Origin of the sequence: Kerstersia gyiorum (assembly GCF_004216755.1) — a bacterium.
GTDB lineage: Bacteria > Pseudomonadota > Gammaproteobacteria > Burkholderiales > Burkholderiaceae_B > Kerstersia > Kerstersia gyiorum.
The window spans coordinates 217,576-236,263 of record NZ_SGWZ01000004.1 but is presented as its reverse complement, the minus strand read 5'-3'; the positions used below and the strand labels follow the sequence as shown (position 1 = coordinate 236,263).

Here is an 18,688-nt window from a genome sequence, read left to right as displayed (position 1 = left end):
CTTTTTCTGTTCCCAGGCCACAGAGCCCCGTATGAGCCGCACGGCATCCTCCACCCTGCCCGAAAACGAGCAACCTCCCGCGAATCGCGATTGGCACACCATTACGCTGGTGGGCATCGCCCATGCCACTTCGCATTTCTTCCAGCTCGTCATTCCAACGCTGTATACCTCGCTGGGCCTGGCTTTCGGCCTGGATTACGCCCAGCTTGGCCTGCTGGTCTCGCTATTCTTCGTGGCCTCCGGCGTCGGGCAGGCATCTTCGGGCTTCATCGTCGATCGTATCGGCGCGCGCAGCGTACTCTGGTTCGGCCTGGGCAGCTTCATGACTGCAGGCCTGCTGATCAGCGCAGCCCCCAACTACACGGTCCTGATCCTGGCGTCGCTGATCGCAGGACTGGGCAATTCCGTGTTCCACCCGGTGGATTACGCCATCATCAACCAGCGCATCCACCCCTCCAGGCTGGGGCATGCCTTCAGCCTGCACCTGCTGACCGGCAGCCTGGGCTGGGCGCTGGCGCCGGTCTTCCTGAGCACGATCAGCGTCGTGGCCGGATGGCGCAGCGCTGCGCTGTGCGCCGGGTTGCTGGCGGGTGTCGTCCTGCTGCTGTGCCTGCTGGGGCGAGACCACCTCGGCGACAGCATAACGCGGCGCAAACAGGCCGCCCTGGCGGCAACTGCCCAGCCCGGCCATGCTGCGGCCGTCCCTGCCAGCCTGATGTCCCTGCTGCGCAACCCCGTGCTATGGGCTGCCTTCGCCTTTTTCGCCACCAGTTCACTGGCCTTCTCGTCGGTCCAGAACTACACCATTCCCATCCTCGAGAACGTCCATCACCTGACCGCCATCGTGGCCAGCTCGGCCCTGTCAGGCTATATGGTCGCTTCGGCGCTGGGCATGCTGGCCGGTGGCTTCATGGCGCGGGCCAGCGCACGCAATGAGCTAGTCATCGGCGCAGCGCTGGTCCTGTCCGGCCTGATGCTCGTCCTGGTGGCCTTGAACTGGATTCCTTCGCAGGCAGTCCTGGCTGCCATCGCGCTGGCAGGATTTTTCTCCGGCATCGCAGGCCCATCGCGCGACATGCTGATCCGCCGCGTCACGCCCAAGGGGTCGGTCGGCGCCGTCTACGGCCTGGTGTATTCCGGCATGGATGTCGGCGCCGCGCTCGGCCCGCTGATTTTCGGCGTCATGATGGATGCCGGTAAGCTGCAGGGCCCCTGGCTTGCCGCTGGCGCGTCCATGTGCTGTTCGGCCATGCTGGCCGCCGCGATCGCCCGAGGCTCCCGCCCCACTCCCCCCCAACCCCACCAGGCCTAAACCTTGGCCCGATGGCCGGCCAGGCATTTGTCCTGACCACAAAAAAACCGGGATGCAGCAGATACACTGCATCCCGGTTTTTCCCTCAATACGCTGGGCCTGCCTTCAAGGCCCACACGCGAATAGCCAGCTCGTTCAACGCAGCAAGGCCAGGGTATGTTCGGCAATCACCAGTTCTTCATTGGTCGGCACCACATACACGGCAACCCGGCTGTCCTCAGCCGAAATCAGGGTTGCGCACCCCTGGTTGCGGGTGGCGTCCAACCGCACGCCCAGCCAATCCAGCCGCTCGCAGATCAACGCCCGTGCAGCGGCATCGTTTTCACCGACCCCTGCCGTGAACACCAGCGCATCCAGCCCGCCAATCGCGACGCACAGGCCGGCAATGCCTTCGGCCGTACGCCAGGCAAAGTATTCGCGTGCACGCCGGGCGGCGTCGGTATCGCTGGCGGCAATCTCGCGCATATCGGCGCTGATGCCCGATAGCCCCAGCATGCCGCTTTCCTTGTAAAGCACGCGCTGGACCTGTTCGGGCGTCATGCCGCGTTCCATCATCCAGAGCACGACGCCGGCATCCAGCCGCCCCGGCCGGGTCGACATCGGCAGACCGTCCAGCGCGGTAAAACCCATGGTGCTGTCCACGCTCAGGCCGTCCTTCATGGCGCAGGCCGACGAACCCGAGCCCAGATGAGCCACGATCAGCCTGCCCGCTGCGAGGGCAGGCGCGATTTCACGCATGCGCCGCTGGATAAACTCGTAGGACAGCCCATGAAATCCATAGCGGCGCACCCCTTGCTCGAACATGGCTTCAGGGATGGCATAGCGGTCTGCAACGCCCGAGTGCGTGCGATGGAACGCCGTATCGAAACACGCCACCTGGGCCATATCGGGAGCAATCCGGCGTATCACCTCGATGGCTTCCAGCGCCGAAGGCTGATGCAACGGCGCCAGCGGCACCAGGGCATGCAATTGCTGCAGCACCTTGGCATCCACCCGCACCGGCTCGGTAAAATCCGGCCCGCCATGCACAACGCGATGGCCGATGGCCACCGGCGGATTATCGAGACGATCCGCCAGCCAGTTACTCAGCAGCTCCTGCGCTGCGCCTATGTCGCGCGCCGCCTCCGGCGTCAGCAACTGATCAGCCAGCCGCTGCCCGTCAGCCGCCTTGACCTTGAAATGCGGCTGCCGCCCGCCTATGCCCGACACCTGGCCATCCAGCAACGGTTCCAGTGCCGCAGGGTCCCGCGTGGCGGGCACACCGTAAAGCCGGAACTTGAAGCTGGAACTACCAGCGTTGACTACCAGAATCGTATCGTCCATGACGGGCTGCAAACCTCGGTGTACTACGTTGACTGAATATGCCGCTTAGCGATGGCTGGCACACGCTCAGACTACTGGCCGCTGACGCAGCAGGTAATTGGCGTAAATGGCACTGACCGCGCACGAAGCCAGTCGGGCACGCATATGCTCGGCCCGGCTCGTCAGAATAATAGGCACGCGGGCGCCTACTACCACCCCGGCGGAACTGGCGCCAGACAGGAAAATCAGGTTCTTCGCCAGCATGTTCCCGGCTTCGAGATCCGGCACCACCAGCACTTGGGCGCGGCCTGCAACCGGGGATTTGATCCCCTTGATCCTCGCCGCATCCATGTCGATGGCATTATCCAGCGCCAGCGGGCCATCCAGCACCCCACCCGCGATCTGCCCGCGATCGGCCATCTTGCACAAGGCCGCAGCAACAATCGTGTTCGGGATCTGTGGCGTAACCTGCTCCACCGCCGACAGAATCGCTACGCGTGGCTCGCCCAGGCCCAGCCCGATATGCAGGTCGATCACGTTGCGTACGATATCGGCCTTGGCCTCAAGATCGGGGTTGATGTTGATCGCTGCATCCGTAATGAAGAGCGGATAGGTATAGGACGGCACTTCCATCACGAACACATGGCTGATGCGGCGCCCGGTGCGCAGCCCGGTTTCGCGCGCCACCACGGCGCTCATCAGCTCGTCGGTATGCAGGCTGCCCTTCATCAGCAGCGCGGCACGGCCGCAACGTACCTGCTGGACCGCAACTTCTGCCGACGCATGGCTGTGCGGGGTGTCGATAATCTCCACCCCGTTCAAATCCAGCCCGGCCTGTTCGGCAACGCTGCGGATGCGGGCCTCGGGGCCCACCAGCAGCGGCTGCATCAGGCCCAGGCGGCCGGCTTCCAACGCCCCCGACAGCGAAACCTCATCACAAGGATGCGCCACGGCGCACACTTGAGCCTTCAGGCTCTTGGCCTTGGCAATCAGGGCTTCGTAATGAGCCCCGCCCTGGGAGCTGGACTGAGTATTGCCTGCCGGATGGCCGGCCACCTGTTGCTGTGTCATGTCAGGCTCGCATCACATCATGTGCAGACCGCCGTTGACGGAGAAATCCCCGCCAGTGGCAAAACCCGCTTCATCGGAAGCCAGCCAGGCCACGATAGAGGCAATTTCCACCGGCTCGCCCAGGCGGCGCACCGGAATGCCGGCCACGATCTTTTGCAATGCTTCCTCAGGAACGGCACGCACCATTTCCGTCGCGATATAGCCCGGCGAAACAGTATTGACCGTCACCCCCTTGGCTGCCACTTCCTGGGCCAGCGCCATGGTAAAGCCATGAATGCCGGCCTTGGCAGCCGAATAGTTCACCTGGCCGAACTGCCCCTTCTGGCCATTGACCGAACTGATATTGATCACGCGCCCCCACTTGCGCTCGACCATTCCCTCGATCACCTGCTTGGTCACATTGAACAAGCTGTTCAGGTTGGTGTCGATAACGGCACGCCAGTTTTCAAGCGACATCTTGCGAAACACGCCATCACGGGTGATCCCTGCATTGTTGACCAGCACGTCGATCGGGCCGACCGTCTCCACGGCCTTGGCGACCGCCGCCTGGGTGCTCTCCCAGTCAGACACATCGCTCAGCATGGCCTGAAACTCATAGCCAGCCGCCTTTTGCTCTTCCAGCCAGGCCTTGGGATCGCGCGACAGGCTCGCCCCGGCAATGACCTTGAAACCTGCATCGGCCAATTTGCGGCAGATCGCCGTTCCAATGCCGCCCATACCACCGGTAACCAATGCAACTTTTTGCGTCATAGCTTCCCTCTACGTTTTTTTAACGGCGCCATGGTGGGTCCACGGCACCGGGAACAACCGGCAAAACCAGCGCCAGTCGAGAAATTGCCTTACTTCAGAATATTCTGGATGGTACCAAGGTTGTCTTAAAAAAACATGGCGCACTGCGGCGATATTGACGCAGAGCAAGGCGCTGCACAAGAAAAGCGCTTATTCCCGCGCGAATTCTGTGCAAGCGGTTTCAAGTTATTTCAGTTTCGACTAATCACTCATCCGCCCCGTCCCGACACATTGCATCCTTGAATACCCAACGCCCGGCAGGAATACGGTATCTTGAAGACAATAAAAAAAACCGATGCCATGAAACCTGTCTCCGCCCCCTTCAATACCAGCCTGCCCGCCACCCGTTATCTTTCCGGCATCCTGCTCCTGGTTGCCTCCACGGCAACGCTGAGCACACTGGACGCCAGCAGCAAATGGCTGATGCTGGCAGGCATGCCGGTACTGCTGACAGCCTGGGTCAGGTACCTCATCCATGTCGTGCTGGTTCTGGCGCTGGTACTGCCCAAGCAGGGCATGACAGTCATGCGTTCTTCCCAGCCTGTGCCGCAGCTGGTGCGCGGCCTGCTGATGCTGCTCACCACCCTCTGTGCCTTCACCACGCTGCGCTACCTGCCGCAGGCGGAAGCCACGGCGATCATCTTCCTCGCACCGCTCATCATGCTCAGCGCGGCCCCCTGGCTGCTGCGCGAACCGCCCAAGCGCTCGCGCTGGATCGCGGCGCTGGCGGGCTTCATCGGCGTGCTGTTCATCGTCCGCCCGGGCAGCGGCCTGGACCCCATCGGCGTCCTGTATGGCATCCTGACCGCCTGTTTCCTGGCGGGCCAGTTCATCGTCACGCGCCGCCTCGCCAACGACCACGCCTTGACCTCCCTGATCTGGAGCGGCCTGTTCGGCACCATCGCACTGACACTGACGCTGTTCTTCTTCCAGGATGCCTGGCAGCCGCTCTGGGATGCGCCGCTCTTCTACTGGTTGCCGCTGCTGGCCACGGGCGTCTTCGGCGCGCTCGGACACCTGCTGCAAATCCAGGCCTACCGCAGCGCCCCGGCCTCGGTCCTCGCCCCCTTCAACTATGCCCACATCCTGGGCGCCTGCGCCTGGGGCTGGATCATCTACCGCCACATGCCGGATGCATGGTCCTGGGTTGGAATAGGGATTATTTGCAGCAGCGGGATTGCGATCGGGATATTGGAATGGTATAGCGCTCGCAAACGTCAATTACACAAATAATCATAATTCTCAATTAGATTATTGACACAAACCCGAACCAACTCTGTCTCGGATTACTTATCAGCAATTCGTTTTAAATTGATTCAGTTGTGACAATAAATATCGGATTTCTCATCACATCGCCGGCTGTTTCCCTTTAATATCCTGAGTTCTGGTGACACCCCACAAAAAATTATTCCTTGTAGATGAGTTCTCTGCCCCATCGCCGCTTTGGCCGGATTCACGAGCAGTTGTTGCTCTCCAGGCCATTTTCACTCCTGTTGGGCTGGGTGATCAGTATCGCCCTGCCTTTTTCGTTTTCCTGGCCCCTGGCCAGCTTGCTGACCCCCGACCAAGGGCAAAAAACTGCACTCGCTGTAACCAGCATCGCATTTGTGCTGAGCAATCTCGCCGTCAATCGGCTGCGCAAAATTTACCCAGGCGGCCGCTCCCTCGGGTTCATTGCCCCGCAGATCATTGTGATCTATGGCCTGGCGATCACCATCGCCTTGCTGTTGCGCATCGAAGTGTCTCGTTTCCTGCTGGTCAGCAGCGGCATTATGGCCCTGATCTGGTTGCATATTGAATATGTTCTGACCGAAAAATACGCGAGGCTGAAACTGGCCATTATTCCCGGGGGCAAGTACACGGAGGAATTGATCAACCTGGAATCCATAGACGGGCGCCGCCTGGAAGTCCTGGACCTCCAGAATCGCCGCTATGACGGGATCGTCGCGGACTTCAGCAACCTGACGCCTGAAGTTGAGCGTTTTCTGACGCAGTGCGCCCTTCAGCATATCGCGGTGTACAACGCACGCCAGATTTATGAATCCCTGACTGGCAGAGTCAAGATCCACAGAATGTCGGAAAACAACATCGGCTCACTGCTTCCGAGCCGTAGTTATACCATCATCAAGTGGCTGATGGATATTGCCCTGGTTCTTCTGTTCCTGCCTCTGGCGCTATTCATCGGACTGATTACAGCGGTTCTGATTCGCCTTGAAAGCCCTGGACCTGTCATTTACACCCAAACCCGCATTGGTCAAGGGTGCAAGCCCTTTACCATTTACAAATTCCGCAGCATGCGCTTCGATCGAGATGCTCCGGAACAGTTCGCTGGTGAGGAAGACCCTCGCATTACTCGCGTTGGCCGTGTCATCCGAAAACTTCGCATTGACGAATTACCACAATTCCTGAATATTCTCAAAGGGGATATGAGTCTTATCGGGCCCCGGCCCGAGCAGCCATCTTTCGTGCAGGAATACGACTGCCAGATTCCTTTCTACAATTACCGTCATATCGTCAAGCCCGGCATTACAGGCTGGGCTCAGGTACGTCAAGGCTATACCGCCAGTACAGATGAAACACAAGTCAAAATCGAGCACGACTTTTATTACATCAAGCACTGCTCAATCGCACTGGACGCCATCATTATCATCCTGACCGTAAAGATCATGTTGACCGGTTTTGGCGCCAGATAGCGATTTTTAAGATGAAAATACTTTACGTCATTACCCAGTCGGATTCGATCGGCGGCGCCAGCCTTCACGTTCTGGATCTAGCGGCCGGTGCCCAGGTAGCAGGTCACGAGGTTCTTTTACTCGCCGGCGGTACCGGCAAGTTGGCAACTCTCGCCAGACAACGGAGCATTCCCTACCAAGCCCTGCAACACATGGTGCGAGAAATATCTCCATGGCAAGATATCTGTGCCGTCAAAGAACTCTCACACCATATCCGAGATTTCTCACCAGATATCATTCACCTGCACTCATCTAAGGCCGGCATCATTGGCAGAATCTCTGCACGCATAACAAAAACACCGTGCATTTTCACCGCCCATGGCTGGGCTTTTACAGAAGGCGTATCCAAAAACAAAAGAAAGGTTTATCAGCACATCGAAAAAATGTGCGCCTTTCTTGCTCAGCGAATTATTACGGTTTCCGAATACGACCGACAACTCGCATTAAAAATGCGGGTCGCTCCCCCGGGAAAACTGGTCACCATTCACAATGGTGTACATGACAGTCATCTTCGTCATTCAGGCCCCTCACGCCCAGAACAAGGCCAACTTAACGTGACGATGGTGGCTCGTTTCAGTCCCCCAAAAGACCAGGCTTCGGTCGTTCGCGCCCTTGCCAGTTCAGATATCCCGGATTGGCGACTGGAACTCATCGGCGACGGCCCATTGCTGGAAGACACCCGGCACCTGGCCCAAACTTTGAAGGTCGCACATCAGGTCGATTTCCCCGGCGAATGCGACGACATCCCAGAACGCCTCGCCCGGGCAGATATATTTGTGCTCAGCAGCGCCTGGGAAGGACTGCCTCTTTCGATCATTGAGGCCATGCGGGCCGGTATTCCCGTCGTTGCATCCGATGTTGGTGGCGTCAAGGAGCTGGTGTTTCCAGGAACAACCGGCATGCTCATCGGTCGTAACGATGTAAAGGGCCTACGCCACGCATTGGAACACCTGGCCCAGAATCCTGAGTTGCGTCAGGCCTATGGGAATGCAGGAAGGACAAAGTACGAGCAACAGTTCTCTTTTTCACTCATGCTCTCGCGCACCCTTGATCTCTACGTTCAGGTCATCAACGGCAAATAGGCAAGGCTGGCATTCCCGACTGGCAGCCAACCCGGCTGCTATCGCCTCAAGGGGATACAGTCCCGGTTTGATAAAGGTCCAACCAGCGGCGCAAGGCGGCGTCGATACCAAAATTGTCAACAATATGCTGACGCGCCTGCTTGCCGCTCACAGCCAGTTGTTCACGCGTCAATGTCAGTGCCTCCTCCACGGCCAGGCGCAGTCGCTCGGGTGCTTCCACAGGCACGAGCCACCCATGCCCTCCCATCACTTCAGCCACGCCACCCGCATCCGTCGCCACGACAGGCTTGGTACACGCCATTGCTTCCGCGACCACCAGGCCAAAGCCCTCAAAGCGGGAAGGCAGCACAAATACGTCCGCCGCATTCAATAATGCTGGAACATCGCTACGAGCCCCCAGCAACAGCACTTTATCCTGCAGATCTGCTGCATTAATCTGTTGCTGCAACGCCTGCCTCAACTCCCCTTCGCCCGCTATCCATAACCTCAGATTGTCGTTTTCGCCTGCCATGCGGGCAAACACATCAATGAGGATATCGTACCCCTTGGCATGCACCAGCCGGCCCAGCGCGAGCAACAAACGATGGTGTGGCTCAACGCCCATTTGTTCGCGCAGCTGTTCTCGTTGCACGGGATTAACGGCAAACTGTTCGACATCTATGCCGTTATAGATCGCCACCATTCTCCCTGGAGGAACCGCTCCCTTTTCTTCAAAAACCTTGACCGCCTCCTTACTGACATTGGTCGTGACATCAGCCAGTCTATCGGTCCACCGATAGGCAAGCATCCATATGCGGCCGCCCTCATTGGTACTGTGGGCCGTACAAATCAAGCGAGGCATCCGGCAACCAATCCGTGCCAGACGAGTCAGGATATTGGCATGCACCATATGGCTGTGCACCACATCCGGCCTTACCTCCCTGACGAGGCGGCGCAAACGGAGAAAACCTTGCAGCAATCCCAGGGGAGTTTTCTTGCAGTGCAGGGGAATCAGCCTGACGGCCTCATTCCCTGGCCGGACACTAATGCCATCCACCATGTAGGCAATCGCTACATCGTGCCCGGCGGCAACCAGACGATCCGCCAGATCACAGACCTGCCGCTCAGCCCCGCCCAAGCCCAGGCCAGTCGTTACAAAAAGAATCTTCATTTCAAATCTGCCATTTCTTCCCGTGACGCCGTCACATTACCTGAGCCTGCAATTTTTCGCGCATACAACGCCTGGGCCACGAACAGCAGGAACTCTCCTGTCAGCAGCCCCAACGCCATGCCGCGCCCTTCATACAACCACGCCAACACAGCACCCAAAACAATAGCGCCCGACGAAAATGCAGATAACAGATAGCTGGCTGCCCGCGCGCGTCCCGCCGGTATCAAAAACAACATGGCCACGCTTTGGTTCATGATGCGTAAAGGTGCCATTGCCAACAAGATGTAAAAAATGCTCAAAGCCGTCGAGAAGCCCGGCCCCAACATCAAGTTAATCGCCCATTCACCCAACGCGTAACCAACGACAGTTCCCAACAGGGAGAGGGCTCCGATCACTATCAATACCCGCAAGGCGCCGACCACTGAAGCCTTGCCACCTGCTCCGAATTTTCTGGAAAAGAAAGGAAAGGCTGCAGTCAGGAAAGGGGTGGCCAGACGGGTCATGCCGCGCACCAGCTTTTCTGCAGGACCGAATTCCCCTACCGCTCGATTACCCGAGATCAGCCCCAACAGCATCGGCGCGGACGCCAGAATAATGTCCCCCGCACTGCGATAGATAAAGAAGTGGAAGCCTTCCCTCAGTTCATCCCAAGCCCCGCGTATCCGAAACCCCGCATAACCCAGCGTTTTCAGGCACCATGCATTCCCCAGCACGGTATGCAGCAAGGGGGGCAAGGCCATGATGGGCAGAGCCAACAGGAAATCCTCTGGTTCCTGCACCGTCAACGCCAGTACCGCCAAGCCCAGGCCCCGCAGCACCACATCCAGCACGATGTAGCCTCCAAGCCGCTCTCGCCCCTGGAAATACCACATGACGCTAAACCCAAACGTCGCAAAATAGGCCAGAACAAACAGCATCAGCTCCGGATGGGAAAAGAAACCATCCAGCAATCCTGTCCCCCAGATCACGACCAGCAGTACAGCCAGCAGCAAAAATAAAAATATTTTGGCCAGCGTAATATCCCAGAACAGTCTCGACAATGCCACCTTGTCATTCTGCAACAAAGCCACTTGGCGGGACGCATTGATATTGAAGCCATACTCTACAAAAATTGATAGCGTCAATGCCAGCGCCTGGCAAAACAAAACCTCCCCATACAGCGAAACGCCCAATGCGCGTGCCAATATGGGAATTTCAAGAATCGGAATAGCATAAGCCACCAACTGCACGACATACAATGCGGCCGCATTTTTGGCAACCGTGGCGTACCCCCCTTGCATTTCACTCACACTTTTTTTCCCATCAGTGTCCACGACATTGCCAATAGCAAGGAAAAAAATCCCCACTCAGACATCTCACTGGTGAATGTATGCAACATCAGGGTGCAGCAAAATGCCAAAGCACCCAGTGCCGCACCGATCAGATATATCTGTCTCGCACTCAGTCCTTCAACGGACGGCTGTGGCTTCTTTTTTTCTTCGCGCCACAATCTCCATAATGGCCAGACTGATACCAGCAGAAATGCCAACATACCAAGAGCCCCCAATAGGCCAAAGTCACCCAATGCCGCCAGATATGCATTATGAACCGACATGATGACCCCATGGCTCATCGACGCAGTCGTTTCGAAACCACAGCCGAATGGCAGGCACTGCTGAGCATGCCGCCAGCCGTTCCTCAGCAAGGACAGCCTGTCTTCATCCCCCTGCTTCAAGCGCTCCCAGGCAAGCGTGCTGATTCCATCCTCCTCATCAAGCCCACTTATTTCAATGCGGGAATCCGCCATACCAAAAACCAGCAAAACGATGCAACAGGAGACCACCCAGCCCGGCCGCAGCATCTTCTGCCTGAATGCTGCGCTACACAGCAACGGCCATGCAAGTGCCACTGCCAAGCACAGCACTAGCAACAATCCAGTACGAGAACCGTCCAATTTGAGCAGATAAAGGCATATCCCAATACATGCACCATCCCTGAGCCATTTCTGCGGAGACACATACAGATCCGCAATAAGCAAGGACAGGAATAGCACGGCCGGTTTCCACAGTTCACCGGGCCAGGCAACGATTATTCCCTGACGGCCATCCCCAAAAAGAATAAACAATGGCTCGCCCCATAACTTGGCAATCAAAAACAATCCTGCCATCGCGATCAATACATAACAAATCGCACTGACCACTCGTGCGGGCGGCACCCACTGCACCACCATTAAAAAGACCAAAAAAAGAAATGCAATGACCAACAACTTGACGGCCTGATACAGCGCCAGATATTGCGGCACAATCAACGCCGTCAACAGCATTCCTGCAATCAGCAGCATGAATGCGAAAAGAACGGGCCAAGGCATATCCGACCATAGCCGAGATAGAAAGCGACGATCCTGACACACCAGCAGGCACAAAGATGCAGCAGCCCATGCTGCCCATGCAATCCAATATCCCAGCGGAGTCAATACATTTCTCAAATCTCCTAATGCCGTCAATAAACACGCCACCAAAACCATAAAAAACAAGGGGCTGCGACTTTCCGAACGAACCGATAACACTTGCATCATTGGAATGATTTATCTAGCTGGCAAAGCTCCGATTATCGCAAACTATTGCTCGGACTCATACGCCTTCACTCAAATTATCAAATTGAAAACAGGGTAAACGCGCCTTGTTCTCGTCGTGGGATCACAATGCGTTACAAACAGACAAAAAACCCTGCCGTTATGCAAAAATAAGAAAAACTTCAAATTAGGTTGATACGCTCAACACTCTATCGCATTCCTTCTTCAGCCCCCTCCTAGCTCTCATATCAGGAACAACTCGCCGCCATGCCCGTATCGCAAGAACTGCAAGACGCCGCAGCCCAACTGGATCAATCCTCTTACGCTGCCCTGGCCCGCATGACCGGCGGGCTGTCGCCGGCCTCGATGCTGTTGGCGGCGTATGACTGGGGCCTGCATCTGGCCATGTCGCCGGGCAAGCAGCTGAGCCTGGGTGCGCTGGCAGCGCGGCAGTATTCGGACCTGCTCTGCACCCTGCCGCAGATGGCCGGGGTTTGCGAGACATCCCAAGCTCCCCAGGACCGCCGATTCGCCGCGCCCGCGTGGCAGGAATGGCCGTTTTCGTTCTGGCAGAAGCTTTTCCTGGCGCAGCAACAGTGGTGGCATGAGGCCACCACCGGTATTCGCGGGGTCAGCAAGCATCACGAAAATGTCGTCGCCTTCGCCGCGCGCCAGTGGCTGGATGTGTTCTCTCCCGGCAACCAGCTGCTGACCAACCCTGTCGTGCAGCAGCAAACGCGCGACCAGGGCGGCGCCAATCTTTATCGCGGCATGATGCACCTGCTCGACGATATCGCCCGCCTGCGCAGCGATGAACCGCCAGAGGGTGCGGAAAACTATATTCCCGGCAAGCAGGTGGCCGCCACGCCTGGCAAGGTGGTCCTGCGCAATCAGCTGATGGAGTTGATCCAGTATTCGCCCGCAACACCCAAGGTCTATGCCGAGCCAGTGCTGATCGTTCCGGCCTGGATCATGAAGTACTACATCCTGGATTTGTCGCAGGACAACTCGCTTATCAAGTATCTGGTCGACCAGGGCCATACCGTTTTCTGCATTTCCTGGAAGAATCCTGGCGTCGCCGAACGTGATCTCGGCATGGATGATTATCTGCAGAGCGGTATTTTTGCCGCCCTGGCTGCCGTCAACACCATCGTGCCCAAGCAGCGCGTGCACGCCGTGGGTTACTGCCTGGGCGGCACCCTGCTGGCCATTGCCGCCGCAGCGATGGCACGCGACAAAGATGAGCGCCTGGCCACCATGACGCTGTTTGCCGCCCAGACAGACTTCAGCGAGCCGGGCGAGCTGAGCCTGTTCATCGACGAAAGCCAGGTCAATATGCTGGAAGCGCAGATGCGCGAGACGGGCTACCTCAAGGGCAGCCAGATGGCCGGCGCGTTCCAGATGCTGCGCTCCTACGACCTGCTGTGGTCGAAGATGGTCAATGACTACCTGCTGGGCGACCGCCGTGGCCTGAACGACCTGATGGCCTGGAACGCTGACGCCACCCGCATGCCCGCGCGCATGCACGGCGAATACCTGCGCCGCCTGTTCCTCGACAATGACCTGGCGCATGGCCGCTACCCGGTCGGCAACCGGCCGGTCGCGATCAGCGACATTTCGCTACCGATTTTCGCGGTCGGCACGGTGACCGACCACGTAGCGCCATGGCAATCCGTCTATAAGCTACACCACCTCACCACGACCGAGATCACCTTCGTGCTGACCAGCGGCGGGCACAACGCCGGCATTGTGTCGCCTCCCGGGCATCCGCGCCGCCATTATCAGATCGCCACCCACGCCCACGACGCGCCCTACCAGTCCCCGGATGACTGGCAGGCCAGCGCTGCGCGCCAGGAAAGCTCCTGGTGGCCGGCCTGGGAGCAGTGGCTTGCCCGCCATTCCAGCTCACAGCAGGTCAATCCGCCGGCAATGGGCGCCGCCAAGGCCGGCTACCGCCCGCTGGAAGCTGCGCCCGGCCAGTATGTCCTGGAGAAGTAGGATGCGTTCAGCCAACCTTGCCGGCAAAAAAGGCCTGGTCGTGGGCATCGCCAACGATCAGAGCATTGCCTGGGGCGCAGCCCGTGCCATGCGCGCCTCGGGTGCCGAGCTGGCCGTGACCTGGTACTCCGACAAATCACTGCCCTATGTCACGCCACTGTTCGATGAAATCGGCGCCACACTGCGCCTGCCGCTGGATGTCAGCGACACCGCGCAACAGCAGGCGCTATTCGACACGCTGCGCGAGCGCTGGGGCCGGCTGGACTTCCTGGTGCATTCGGTTGCCTTCGCCCCCAGGGACGACCTTCACGGCCGGGTGCTGGACAGCTCCGCCGCAGGCTTTGCCCAGGCCATGGATCTTTCCTGCCATTCCTTCATCCGGCTGGCCCGGGATGCCGAGCCGCTGATGGCCCAAGGCGGCAGCATGATGACGATCAGCTACCTGGGTGCCCAGGCTGTCATGCCCGGCTACGGCATCATGGGCCCGGTCAAGGCAGCATTGGAAGCCAGCGTCCGCTATCTCGCCAGCGAACTGGGGCCCCGCGGCATCCGTGTCAATGCCGTCTCTCCCGGGCCGCTGGAAACACGGGCGGCTTCCGGCATCGCGGGTTTCGATTCCTTGATCAAGGACAGTATGGAACGCGCGCCATTGCGGCATACTCTTGATATCGAAGACGCTGGCGCCCTCTGCGCTTTTCTCGCATCGGACGCGGCGCGTGCCATTTCCGGCAGCACGCTGTTCGTAGACAACGCTTTTCACATTCTCAATTGAGTCCGCCCAGCGCGGCTCCGGATCAGAACTCAGCAGGCACTACGCATGAACCCAAAAATCAGGAAATTCATCGTCCCCGTTTTGGTAATCGCCATCGCTGGCGGCGCCTACTACGCCTGGCAGGCATCCCAGAATGCAGGCCCCGGACCGTGCTTCGCCAAGGGCAACGGCCGCATCGAGGCCACGGAAATCGACGTGTCGACCAAGCTGGCCGGCCGGGTTGAATCCATCGCGGTCAATGAAGGCGATTTCGTCACTACCGGGCAACCGCTGGCCGCCATGCAGATAGACGTGCTGGAAGCCCAGCGCGACGAGGCCAAGGCCAACCTGCAGAAGGCCATCAACACCGTGGCCGGCGCCAAGGCCCAGGTGGCAGCCCGCATCAGCGACAAGCGTGCTGCCGAAGCTGCCGTGCTGCAACGCGAAAGCGAACACCTGGCTGCGCGCCAACGCCTGAACCGCTCTGAAACGCTGGCCCAGCGTGGCGCGACCTCGCGCCAGGAACTGGACGACGACCGCGCCCGGGTGCGCAGCGCCCAGGCGGCAGTCGAGGCCGCCAAGGCCCAGGTTGCAGCCGCTGATGCCGCCATCGAAGCGGCCCGGGCACAGGTCGTAGGTGCCGAGTCTGCAGTCACCGCCGCCCAGGCTACCATTGCCCGCATCGAAGCGGACATCAAGGACAGCCAATTGATCGCTCCGCGCGACGGCCGCGTGCAGTACCGCGTGGCACAACCCGGTGAAGTGCTGGGCGCCGGCGGCAAGGTGCTCAATTTCGTCGACCTGTCCGACGTCTACATGACATTCTTCCTGCCGGCGACGGAAGCCGGCAAGGTGGCGCTCGGCTCTGAAGCGCGCATCATCCTCGACGCCGCGCCGCAGCTGGTGATCCCGGCATCGGTATCCTTCGTGGCCAGCACCGCGCAGTTCACACCCAAGACCGTCGAAACCGCCAGCGAACGCGAAAAGCTGATGTTCCGTGTCAAGGCCCGCATCGACCCGGAACTGCTGCGCAAGCACCTCACGCAAGTCAAGACCGGCCTGCCCGGCGTCACCTGGGTGAAGATCGACAGCAACGCCCAATGGCCTGAATCCCTGCAGGTCCGGCTGCCGGAGTAATCATGCCGCAGCCCTCTCAATCCCCGCAGGACGTCGCCGTCCGGCTGGAAGGCGTCAGCCTGAATTACGGCGAAGTCTCCGCGCTGCGGGACTTCACGCTGGATATTCCTGCCGGCCTCATGATCGGCCTTATCGGCCCAGACGGCGTCGGCAAGTCCAGCCTGCTATCGCTCATTGCTGGCGCCCGCGCAGTTCAGCAAGGTACCGTCGAAGTGCTGGGTGGCGACATGCGCAGCAAGGCGCACCGTGATTCGGTCTGCCCGCGCATCGCCTACATGCCCCAGGGGCTGGGGAAAAACCTCTATCCCACCCTGTCGGTAGAAGAAAACCTGCAGTTCTTTGCACGCTTGTTCGGCCACAATGCCGCCGAACGCCGCCGCCGCATTGATGACCTGACACGCGCCACCGGCCTGCACCCGTTCCTGGATCGTCCGGCCGGCAAACTGTCCGGCGGGATGAAGCAGAAGCTCGGGCTGTGCTGCTCGCTGATCCACGACCCCGACCTGCTGATTCTCGACGAACCGACCACCGGGGTCGATCCGCTGGCGCGAGCCCAGTTCTGGGACCTGATCGCACGCATCCGCACCGAGCGCCCCGGCATGAGCGTGCTGGTGGCCACGGCCTACATGGACGAGGCCCAGCGCTTTGACTGGCTGGTCGCCATGGACAGCGGCAAGATTCTGGATACCGGAACGCCCAAGGAGCTGCTACAGCGTACCGGTACCAGCTCGCTGGAAGCAGCCTTCATTGAGCTGCTGCCGGAAGAAAAAAAACGCGACCACGAAGCCGTCGTGATCACCCCGCTGCAAGACGACGATGACGACGAAATCGCCATCGAGGCCAAGGACCTGACCATGCGCTTCGGCAATTTTGTTGCCGTCGACCATGTCAGCTTCCGCATTCGCCGTGGCGAAATTTTCGGCTTCCTTGGTTCCAACGGTTGCGGCAAATCCACCACCATGAAGATGCTGACCGGCCTGCTGCCGGCCAGCGAAGGCCAGGCCTGGTTGTTCGGCAAGGAAATTGCCGCCAACGATATCGAAACGCGCCGCCGCGTCGGTTACATGTCGCAGGCCTTCTCGCTCTATGGCGAATTGACCGTACGCCAGAACCTGGTGTTGCACGCACGGCTGTTTTCCGTCCCGGAAGCCGATATCCCGGCCCGCGTCGAGGAAAGCGCGGAGCGCTTCGCACTGCAGGACGTCATGGAAACCCTGCCCGAGCAACTGCCGCTGGGCGTGCGCCAGCGCCTGTCGCTGGCCGTCGCCATGGTGCACAAGCCGGAACTGCTGATCCTCGACGAACCGACCTCGGGCGTGGACCCGGTGGCGCGCGACAATTTCTGGCGCCTGATGATAGAACTGGCACGCCGCGATCGCGTGACCATTTTCATCTCCACCCACTTCATGAACGAAGCCGAGCGCTGTGACCGCATGTCGCTGATGCACGCCGGCAAGGTGCTGGTCAGCGATACGCCGGCAGAACTGGTACGCAAGCGCGGCTCGGCCAATCTCGAAGAAGCGTTTATTTCGTACCTGGTCGAGGCCATCGAACAGAACGATCCGGCCCAGGCCAAGGCAGACGCCGCCGCCGAAAAGGACGCCAAGGCGGCGCAGGCCGGTGATGCCGCGCCCGCGCTGGTCGCCAGCGGTGCACCCGATACCGCACACCCGCCACAGAAGCACCAGGCGTTCAGCGTCAACCGCATGTTCAGCTACATGTGGCGCGAAATGCTGGAGCTGCAGCGCGACCCGCTGCGCGCCACGCTGGCGCTGCTGGGTTCCCTCATCCTCATGTTCGTGATCGGCTTCGGGATCAGCATGGACGTCGAGGACCTGAAATTCGCCGTCCTGGACCATGACCAGTCCGGGCTGAGCCAGAACTACGCCCTCAACCTATCGGGCTCACGCTACTTCGTCGAACAACCGCCGTTGCGCGACTATGAAGACGTGGACAAGCGCCTGCGCAGCGGCGAACTGGCCCTGGCAATCGAAATCCCCCCGGGCTTCGCCCGCGACGTCAGTCGCGGCAATTCCGTGGAGATAGGCGTTTGGGTCAACGGCGCCATGCCCTCACGGGCAGAAACGGTCAAGGGCTACGTGCAGGGCATGCACATGACCTGGCTGCAGCAACAAGCCAAGGAACGCCTGGGCATCAACTACGCCAACGCGGCATCGGTGGAAACCCGCTTCCGCTACAACCCGGACGTCAAGAGCCTGGTCGCCATGGTGCCCGCAGTGATTCCCCTGCTGCTCCTGATGCTGCCCGCCATGCTGACTGCACTGTCGGTCGTACGTGAAAAGGAGCTGGGTTCCATCATCAATCTTTACGTCACGCCTGTCACCCGCGCGGAGTTCCTGCTCGGCAAGCAGATTCCCTATGTAGTGCTGGCCATGATCAGCTTCGTGCTGATGGTGATTTTCTCCATCGTGGTCTTCGACGTGCCGGTCAAGGGCAGCTTCCTGTCGCTGACGCTGGCCGCACTGATCTACTGCACGGCCGCGACCGGCTTCGGCCTGCTGGCCTCGACCTTCACTCGCAGCCAGATCGCCGCCATGTTCTTCACCATCATCGGCACCCTGATACCGGCCATTCAGTTCGCCGGCCTGATCAACCCGGTGTCGTCGCTGGAAGGCTCCGGGCGCATCATCGGTGAACTGCATCCGGCCAGCTATATGCTGACCATCAGCCGCGGCATTTTCAACAAGGCGCTTTACATCTCAGACCTGCGGCCCGAGTTCTGGGCCATGGCCGTGTCCGTGCCCATCATTCTGGGCCTGGCCATCGCCCTGCTGAACAAACAGGAGCGCTGA

At 59.6% G+C, this 18,688-nt stretch carries 14 protein-coding genes; 8 read left to right on the top strand and 6 right to left on the bottom strand.

Going from position 1 to position 18,688, the window contains the following annotated elements; translation table 11 throughout:
- The first annotated feature begins 31 nt into the window (after positions 1–31).
- A complete protein-coding gene (locus tag EV679_RS12965) occupies positions 32–1,312 on the top strand; it encodes an MFS transporter (protein WP_068369907.1) in 1,281 nt (426 codons plus the stop codon).
- A gap of 135 nt (positions 1,313–1,447) precedes the next feature.
- On the opposite strand, the gene EV679_RS12960 is transcribed toward EV679_RS12965, so the two are convergent.
- The 3 genes from EV679_RS12960 to phbB all read right to left on the bottom strand — a co-directional run bounded on the left by EV679_RS12960 (position 1,448) and on the right by phbB (position 4,435).
- Positions 1,448–2,635 carry an acetate/propionate family kinase gene (locus EV679_RS12960; RefSeq protein ID WP_130487439.1) on the bottom strand — a complete coding sequence of 396 codons (1,188 nt, stop codon included), beginning with the start codon at positions 2,633–2,635 and terminating at the stop codon, positions 1,448–1,450.
- A 66-nt stretch (positions 2,636–2,701) separates the two neighbouring features.
- Entirely contained in the window at positions 2,702–3,685 is a 984-nt protein-coding gene (locus EV679_RS12955; RefSeq protein WP_083969543.1) for a phosphate acetyltransferase, read from the bottom strand.
- Between the two features lie 12 nt (positions 3,686–3,697).
- Positions 3,698–4,435 carry a beta-ketoacyl-ACP reductase gene (gene phbB / locus EV679_RS12950; protein WP_130487438.1) on the bottom strand — a complete coding sequence of 246 codons (738 nt, stop codon included), beginning with the start codon at positions 4,433–4,435 and terminating at the stop codon, positions 3,698–3,700.
- A gap of 339 nt (positions 4,436–4,774) precedes the next feature.
- On the opposite strand from phbB, the gene EV679_RS12945 reads away from it, so the two are divergent.
- The 3 genes from EV679_RS12945 to EV679_RS12935 all read left to right on the top strand — a co-directional run bounded on the left by EV679_RS12945 (position 4,775) and on the right by EV679_RS12935 (position 8,288).
- Complete coding sequence (locus tag EV679_RS12945) at positions 4,775–5,707, top strand: DMT family transporter (protein ID WP_130487534.1); 933 nt, start codon at positions 4,775–4,777, stop codon at positions 5,705–5,707.
- Between the two features lie 185 nt (positions 5,708–5,892).
- A complete protein-coding gene (locus EV679_RS12940; RefSeq protein WP_130487437.1) occupies positions 5,893–7,167 on the top strand; it encodes an exopolysaccharide biosynthesis polyprenyl glycosylphosphotransferase in 1,275 nt (424 codons plus the stop codon).
- Between the two features lie 11 nt (positions 7,168–7,178).
- The gene (locus tag EV679_RS12935) at positions 7,179–8,288 is read left to right on the top strand and encodes a glycosyltransferase family 4 protein (protein WP_130487436.1); all 1,110 of its coding nucleotides are present in this window, start codon (positions 7,179–7,181) and stop codon (positions 8,286–8,288) included.
- Between the two features lie 46 nt (positions 8,289–8,334).
- On the opposite strand, the gene EV679_RS12930 is transcribed toward EV679_RS12935, so the two are convergent.
- From EV679_RS12930 to EV679_RS12920, 3 genes are read right to left on the bottom strand one after another with little or no spacing between them, the layout of a single operon-like run.
- The gene (locus EV679_RS12930) at positions 8,335–9,438 is read right to left on the bottom strand and encodes a glycosyltransferase (RefSeq protein ID WP_130487435.1); all 1,104 of its coding nucleotides are present in this window, start codon (positions 9,436–9,438) and stop codon (positions 8,335–8,337) included.
- Positions 9,435–10,718, bottom strand: a complete 1,284-nt coding sequence (locus tag EV679_RS12925) for an oligosaccharide flippase family protein (protein ID WP_242611500.1) — start codon at positions 10,716–10,718, stop codon at positions 9,435–9,437. Before EV679_RS12925 ends, EV679_RS12930 begins: the two co-directional genes overlap by 4 nt.
- Before the next feature lie 5 nt (positions 10,719–10,723).
- Positions 10,724–11,992 carry an O-antigen ligase family protein gene (locus tag EV679_RS12920; RefSeq protein ID WP_130487433.1) on the bottom strand — a complete coding sequence of 423 codons (1,269 nt, stop codon included), beginning with the start codon at positions 11,990–11,992 and terminating at the stop codon, positions 10,724–10,726.
- A gap of 264 nt (positions 11,993–12,256) precedes the next feature.
- On the opposite strand from EV679_RS12920, the gene EV679_RS12915 reads away from it, so the two are divergent.
- From EV679_RS12915 to rbbA, 4 genes are read left to right on the top strand one after another with little or no spacing between them, the layout of a single operon-like run.
- Entirely contained in the window at positions 12,257–13,987 is a 1,731-nt protein-coding gene (locus EV679_RS12915; RefSeq protein ID WP_130487432.1) for a PHA/PHB synthase family protein, read from the top strand.
- A 1-nt stretch (position 13,988) separates the two neighbouring features.
- The gene (gene fabI, locus EV679_RS12910) at positions 13,989–14,759 is read left to right on the top strand and encodes an enoyl-ACP reductase FabI (protein ID WP_130487431.1); all 771 of its coding nucleotides are present in this window, start codon (positions 13,989–13,991) and stop codon (positions 14,757–14,759) included.
- Positions 14,760–14,804: 45 nt separating this feature from the next.
- Positions 14,805–15,875 (top strand): HlyD family secretion protein, encoded by a 1,071-nt coding sequence (locus tag EV679_RS12905; RefSeq protein ID WP_130487430.1) that lies wholly within the window; start codon positions 14,805–14,807, stop codon positions 15,873–15,875.
- Positions 15,876–15,877: 2 nt separating this feature from the next.
- Positions 15,878–18,688 (top strand): ribosome-associated ATPase/putative transporter RbbA, encoded by a 2,811-nt coding sequence (rbbA, locus tag EV679_RS12900; protein WP_068369938.1) that lies wholly within the window; start codon positions 15,878–15,880, stop codon positions 18,686–18,688.

Excerpts from the sequence above, each read along its gene's own strand:
- EV679_RS12965 (WP_068369907.1), top strand. The coding sequence starts at position 32 with ATGAGCCGCACGGCATCCTCCACCCTGCCCGAAAACGAGCAACCTCCC.
- EV679_RS12960 (WP_130487439.1), bottom strand. The coding sequence starts at position 2,635 with ATGGACGATACGATTCTGGTAGTCAACGCTGGTAGTTCCAGCTTCAAG.
- EV679_RS12955 (WP_083969543.1), bottom strand. The coding sequence starts at position 3,685 with ATGACACAGCAACAGGTGGCCGGCCATCCGGCAGGCAATACTCAGTCC.
- phbB (WP_130487438.1), bottom strand. The coding sequence starts at position 4,435 with ATGACGCAAAAAGTTGCATTGGTTACCGGTGGTATGGGCGGCATTGGA.
- EV679_RS12945 (WP_130487534.1), top strand. The coding sequence starts at position 4,775 with ATGAAACCTGTCTCCGCCCCCTTCAATACCAGCCTGCCCGCCACCCGT.
- EV679_RS12940 (WP_130487437.1), top strand. The coding sequence starts at position 5,893 with ATGAGTTCTCTGCCCCATCGCCGCTTTGGCCGGATTCACGAGCAGTTG.
- EV679_RS12935 (WP_130487436.1), top strand. The coding sequence starts at position 7,179 with ATGAAAATACTTTACGTCATTACCCAGTCGGATTCGATCGGCGGCGCC.
- EV679_RS12930 (WP_130487435.1), bottom strand. The coding sequence starts at position 9,438 with ATGAAGATTCTTTTTGTAACGACTGGCCTGGGCTTGGGCGGGGCTGAG.
- EV679_RS12925 (WP_242611500.1), bottom strand. The coding sequence starts at position 10,718 with ATGCAAGGGGGGTACGCCACGGTTGCCAAAAATGCGGCCGCATTGTAT.
- EV679_RS12920 (WP_130487433.1), bottom strand. The coding sequence starts at position 11,992 with ATGATGCAAGTGTTATCGGTTCGTTCGGAAAGTCGCAGCCCCTTGTTT.
- EV679_RS12915 (WP_130487432.1), top strand. The coding sequence starts at position 12,257 with ATGCCCGTATCGCAAGAACTGCAAGACGCCGCAGCCCAACTGGATCAA.
- fabI (WP_130487431.1), top strand. The coding sequence starts at position 13,989 with ATGCGTTCAGCCAACCTTGCCGGCAAAAAAGGCCTGGTCGTGGGCATC.
- EV679_RS12905 (WP_130487430.1), top strand. The coding sequence starts at position 14,805 with ATGAACCCAAAAATCAGGAAATTCATCGTCCCCGTTTTGGTAATCGCC.
- rbbA (WP_068369938.1), top strand. The coding sequence starts at position 15,878 with ATGCCGCAGCCCTCTCAATCCCCGCAGGACGTCGCCGTCCGGCTGGAA.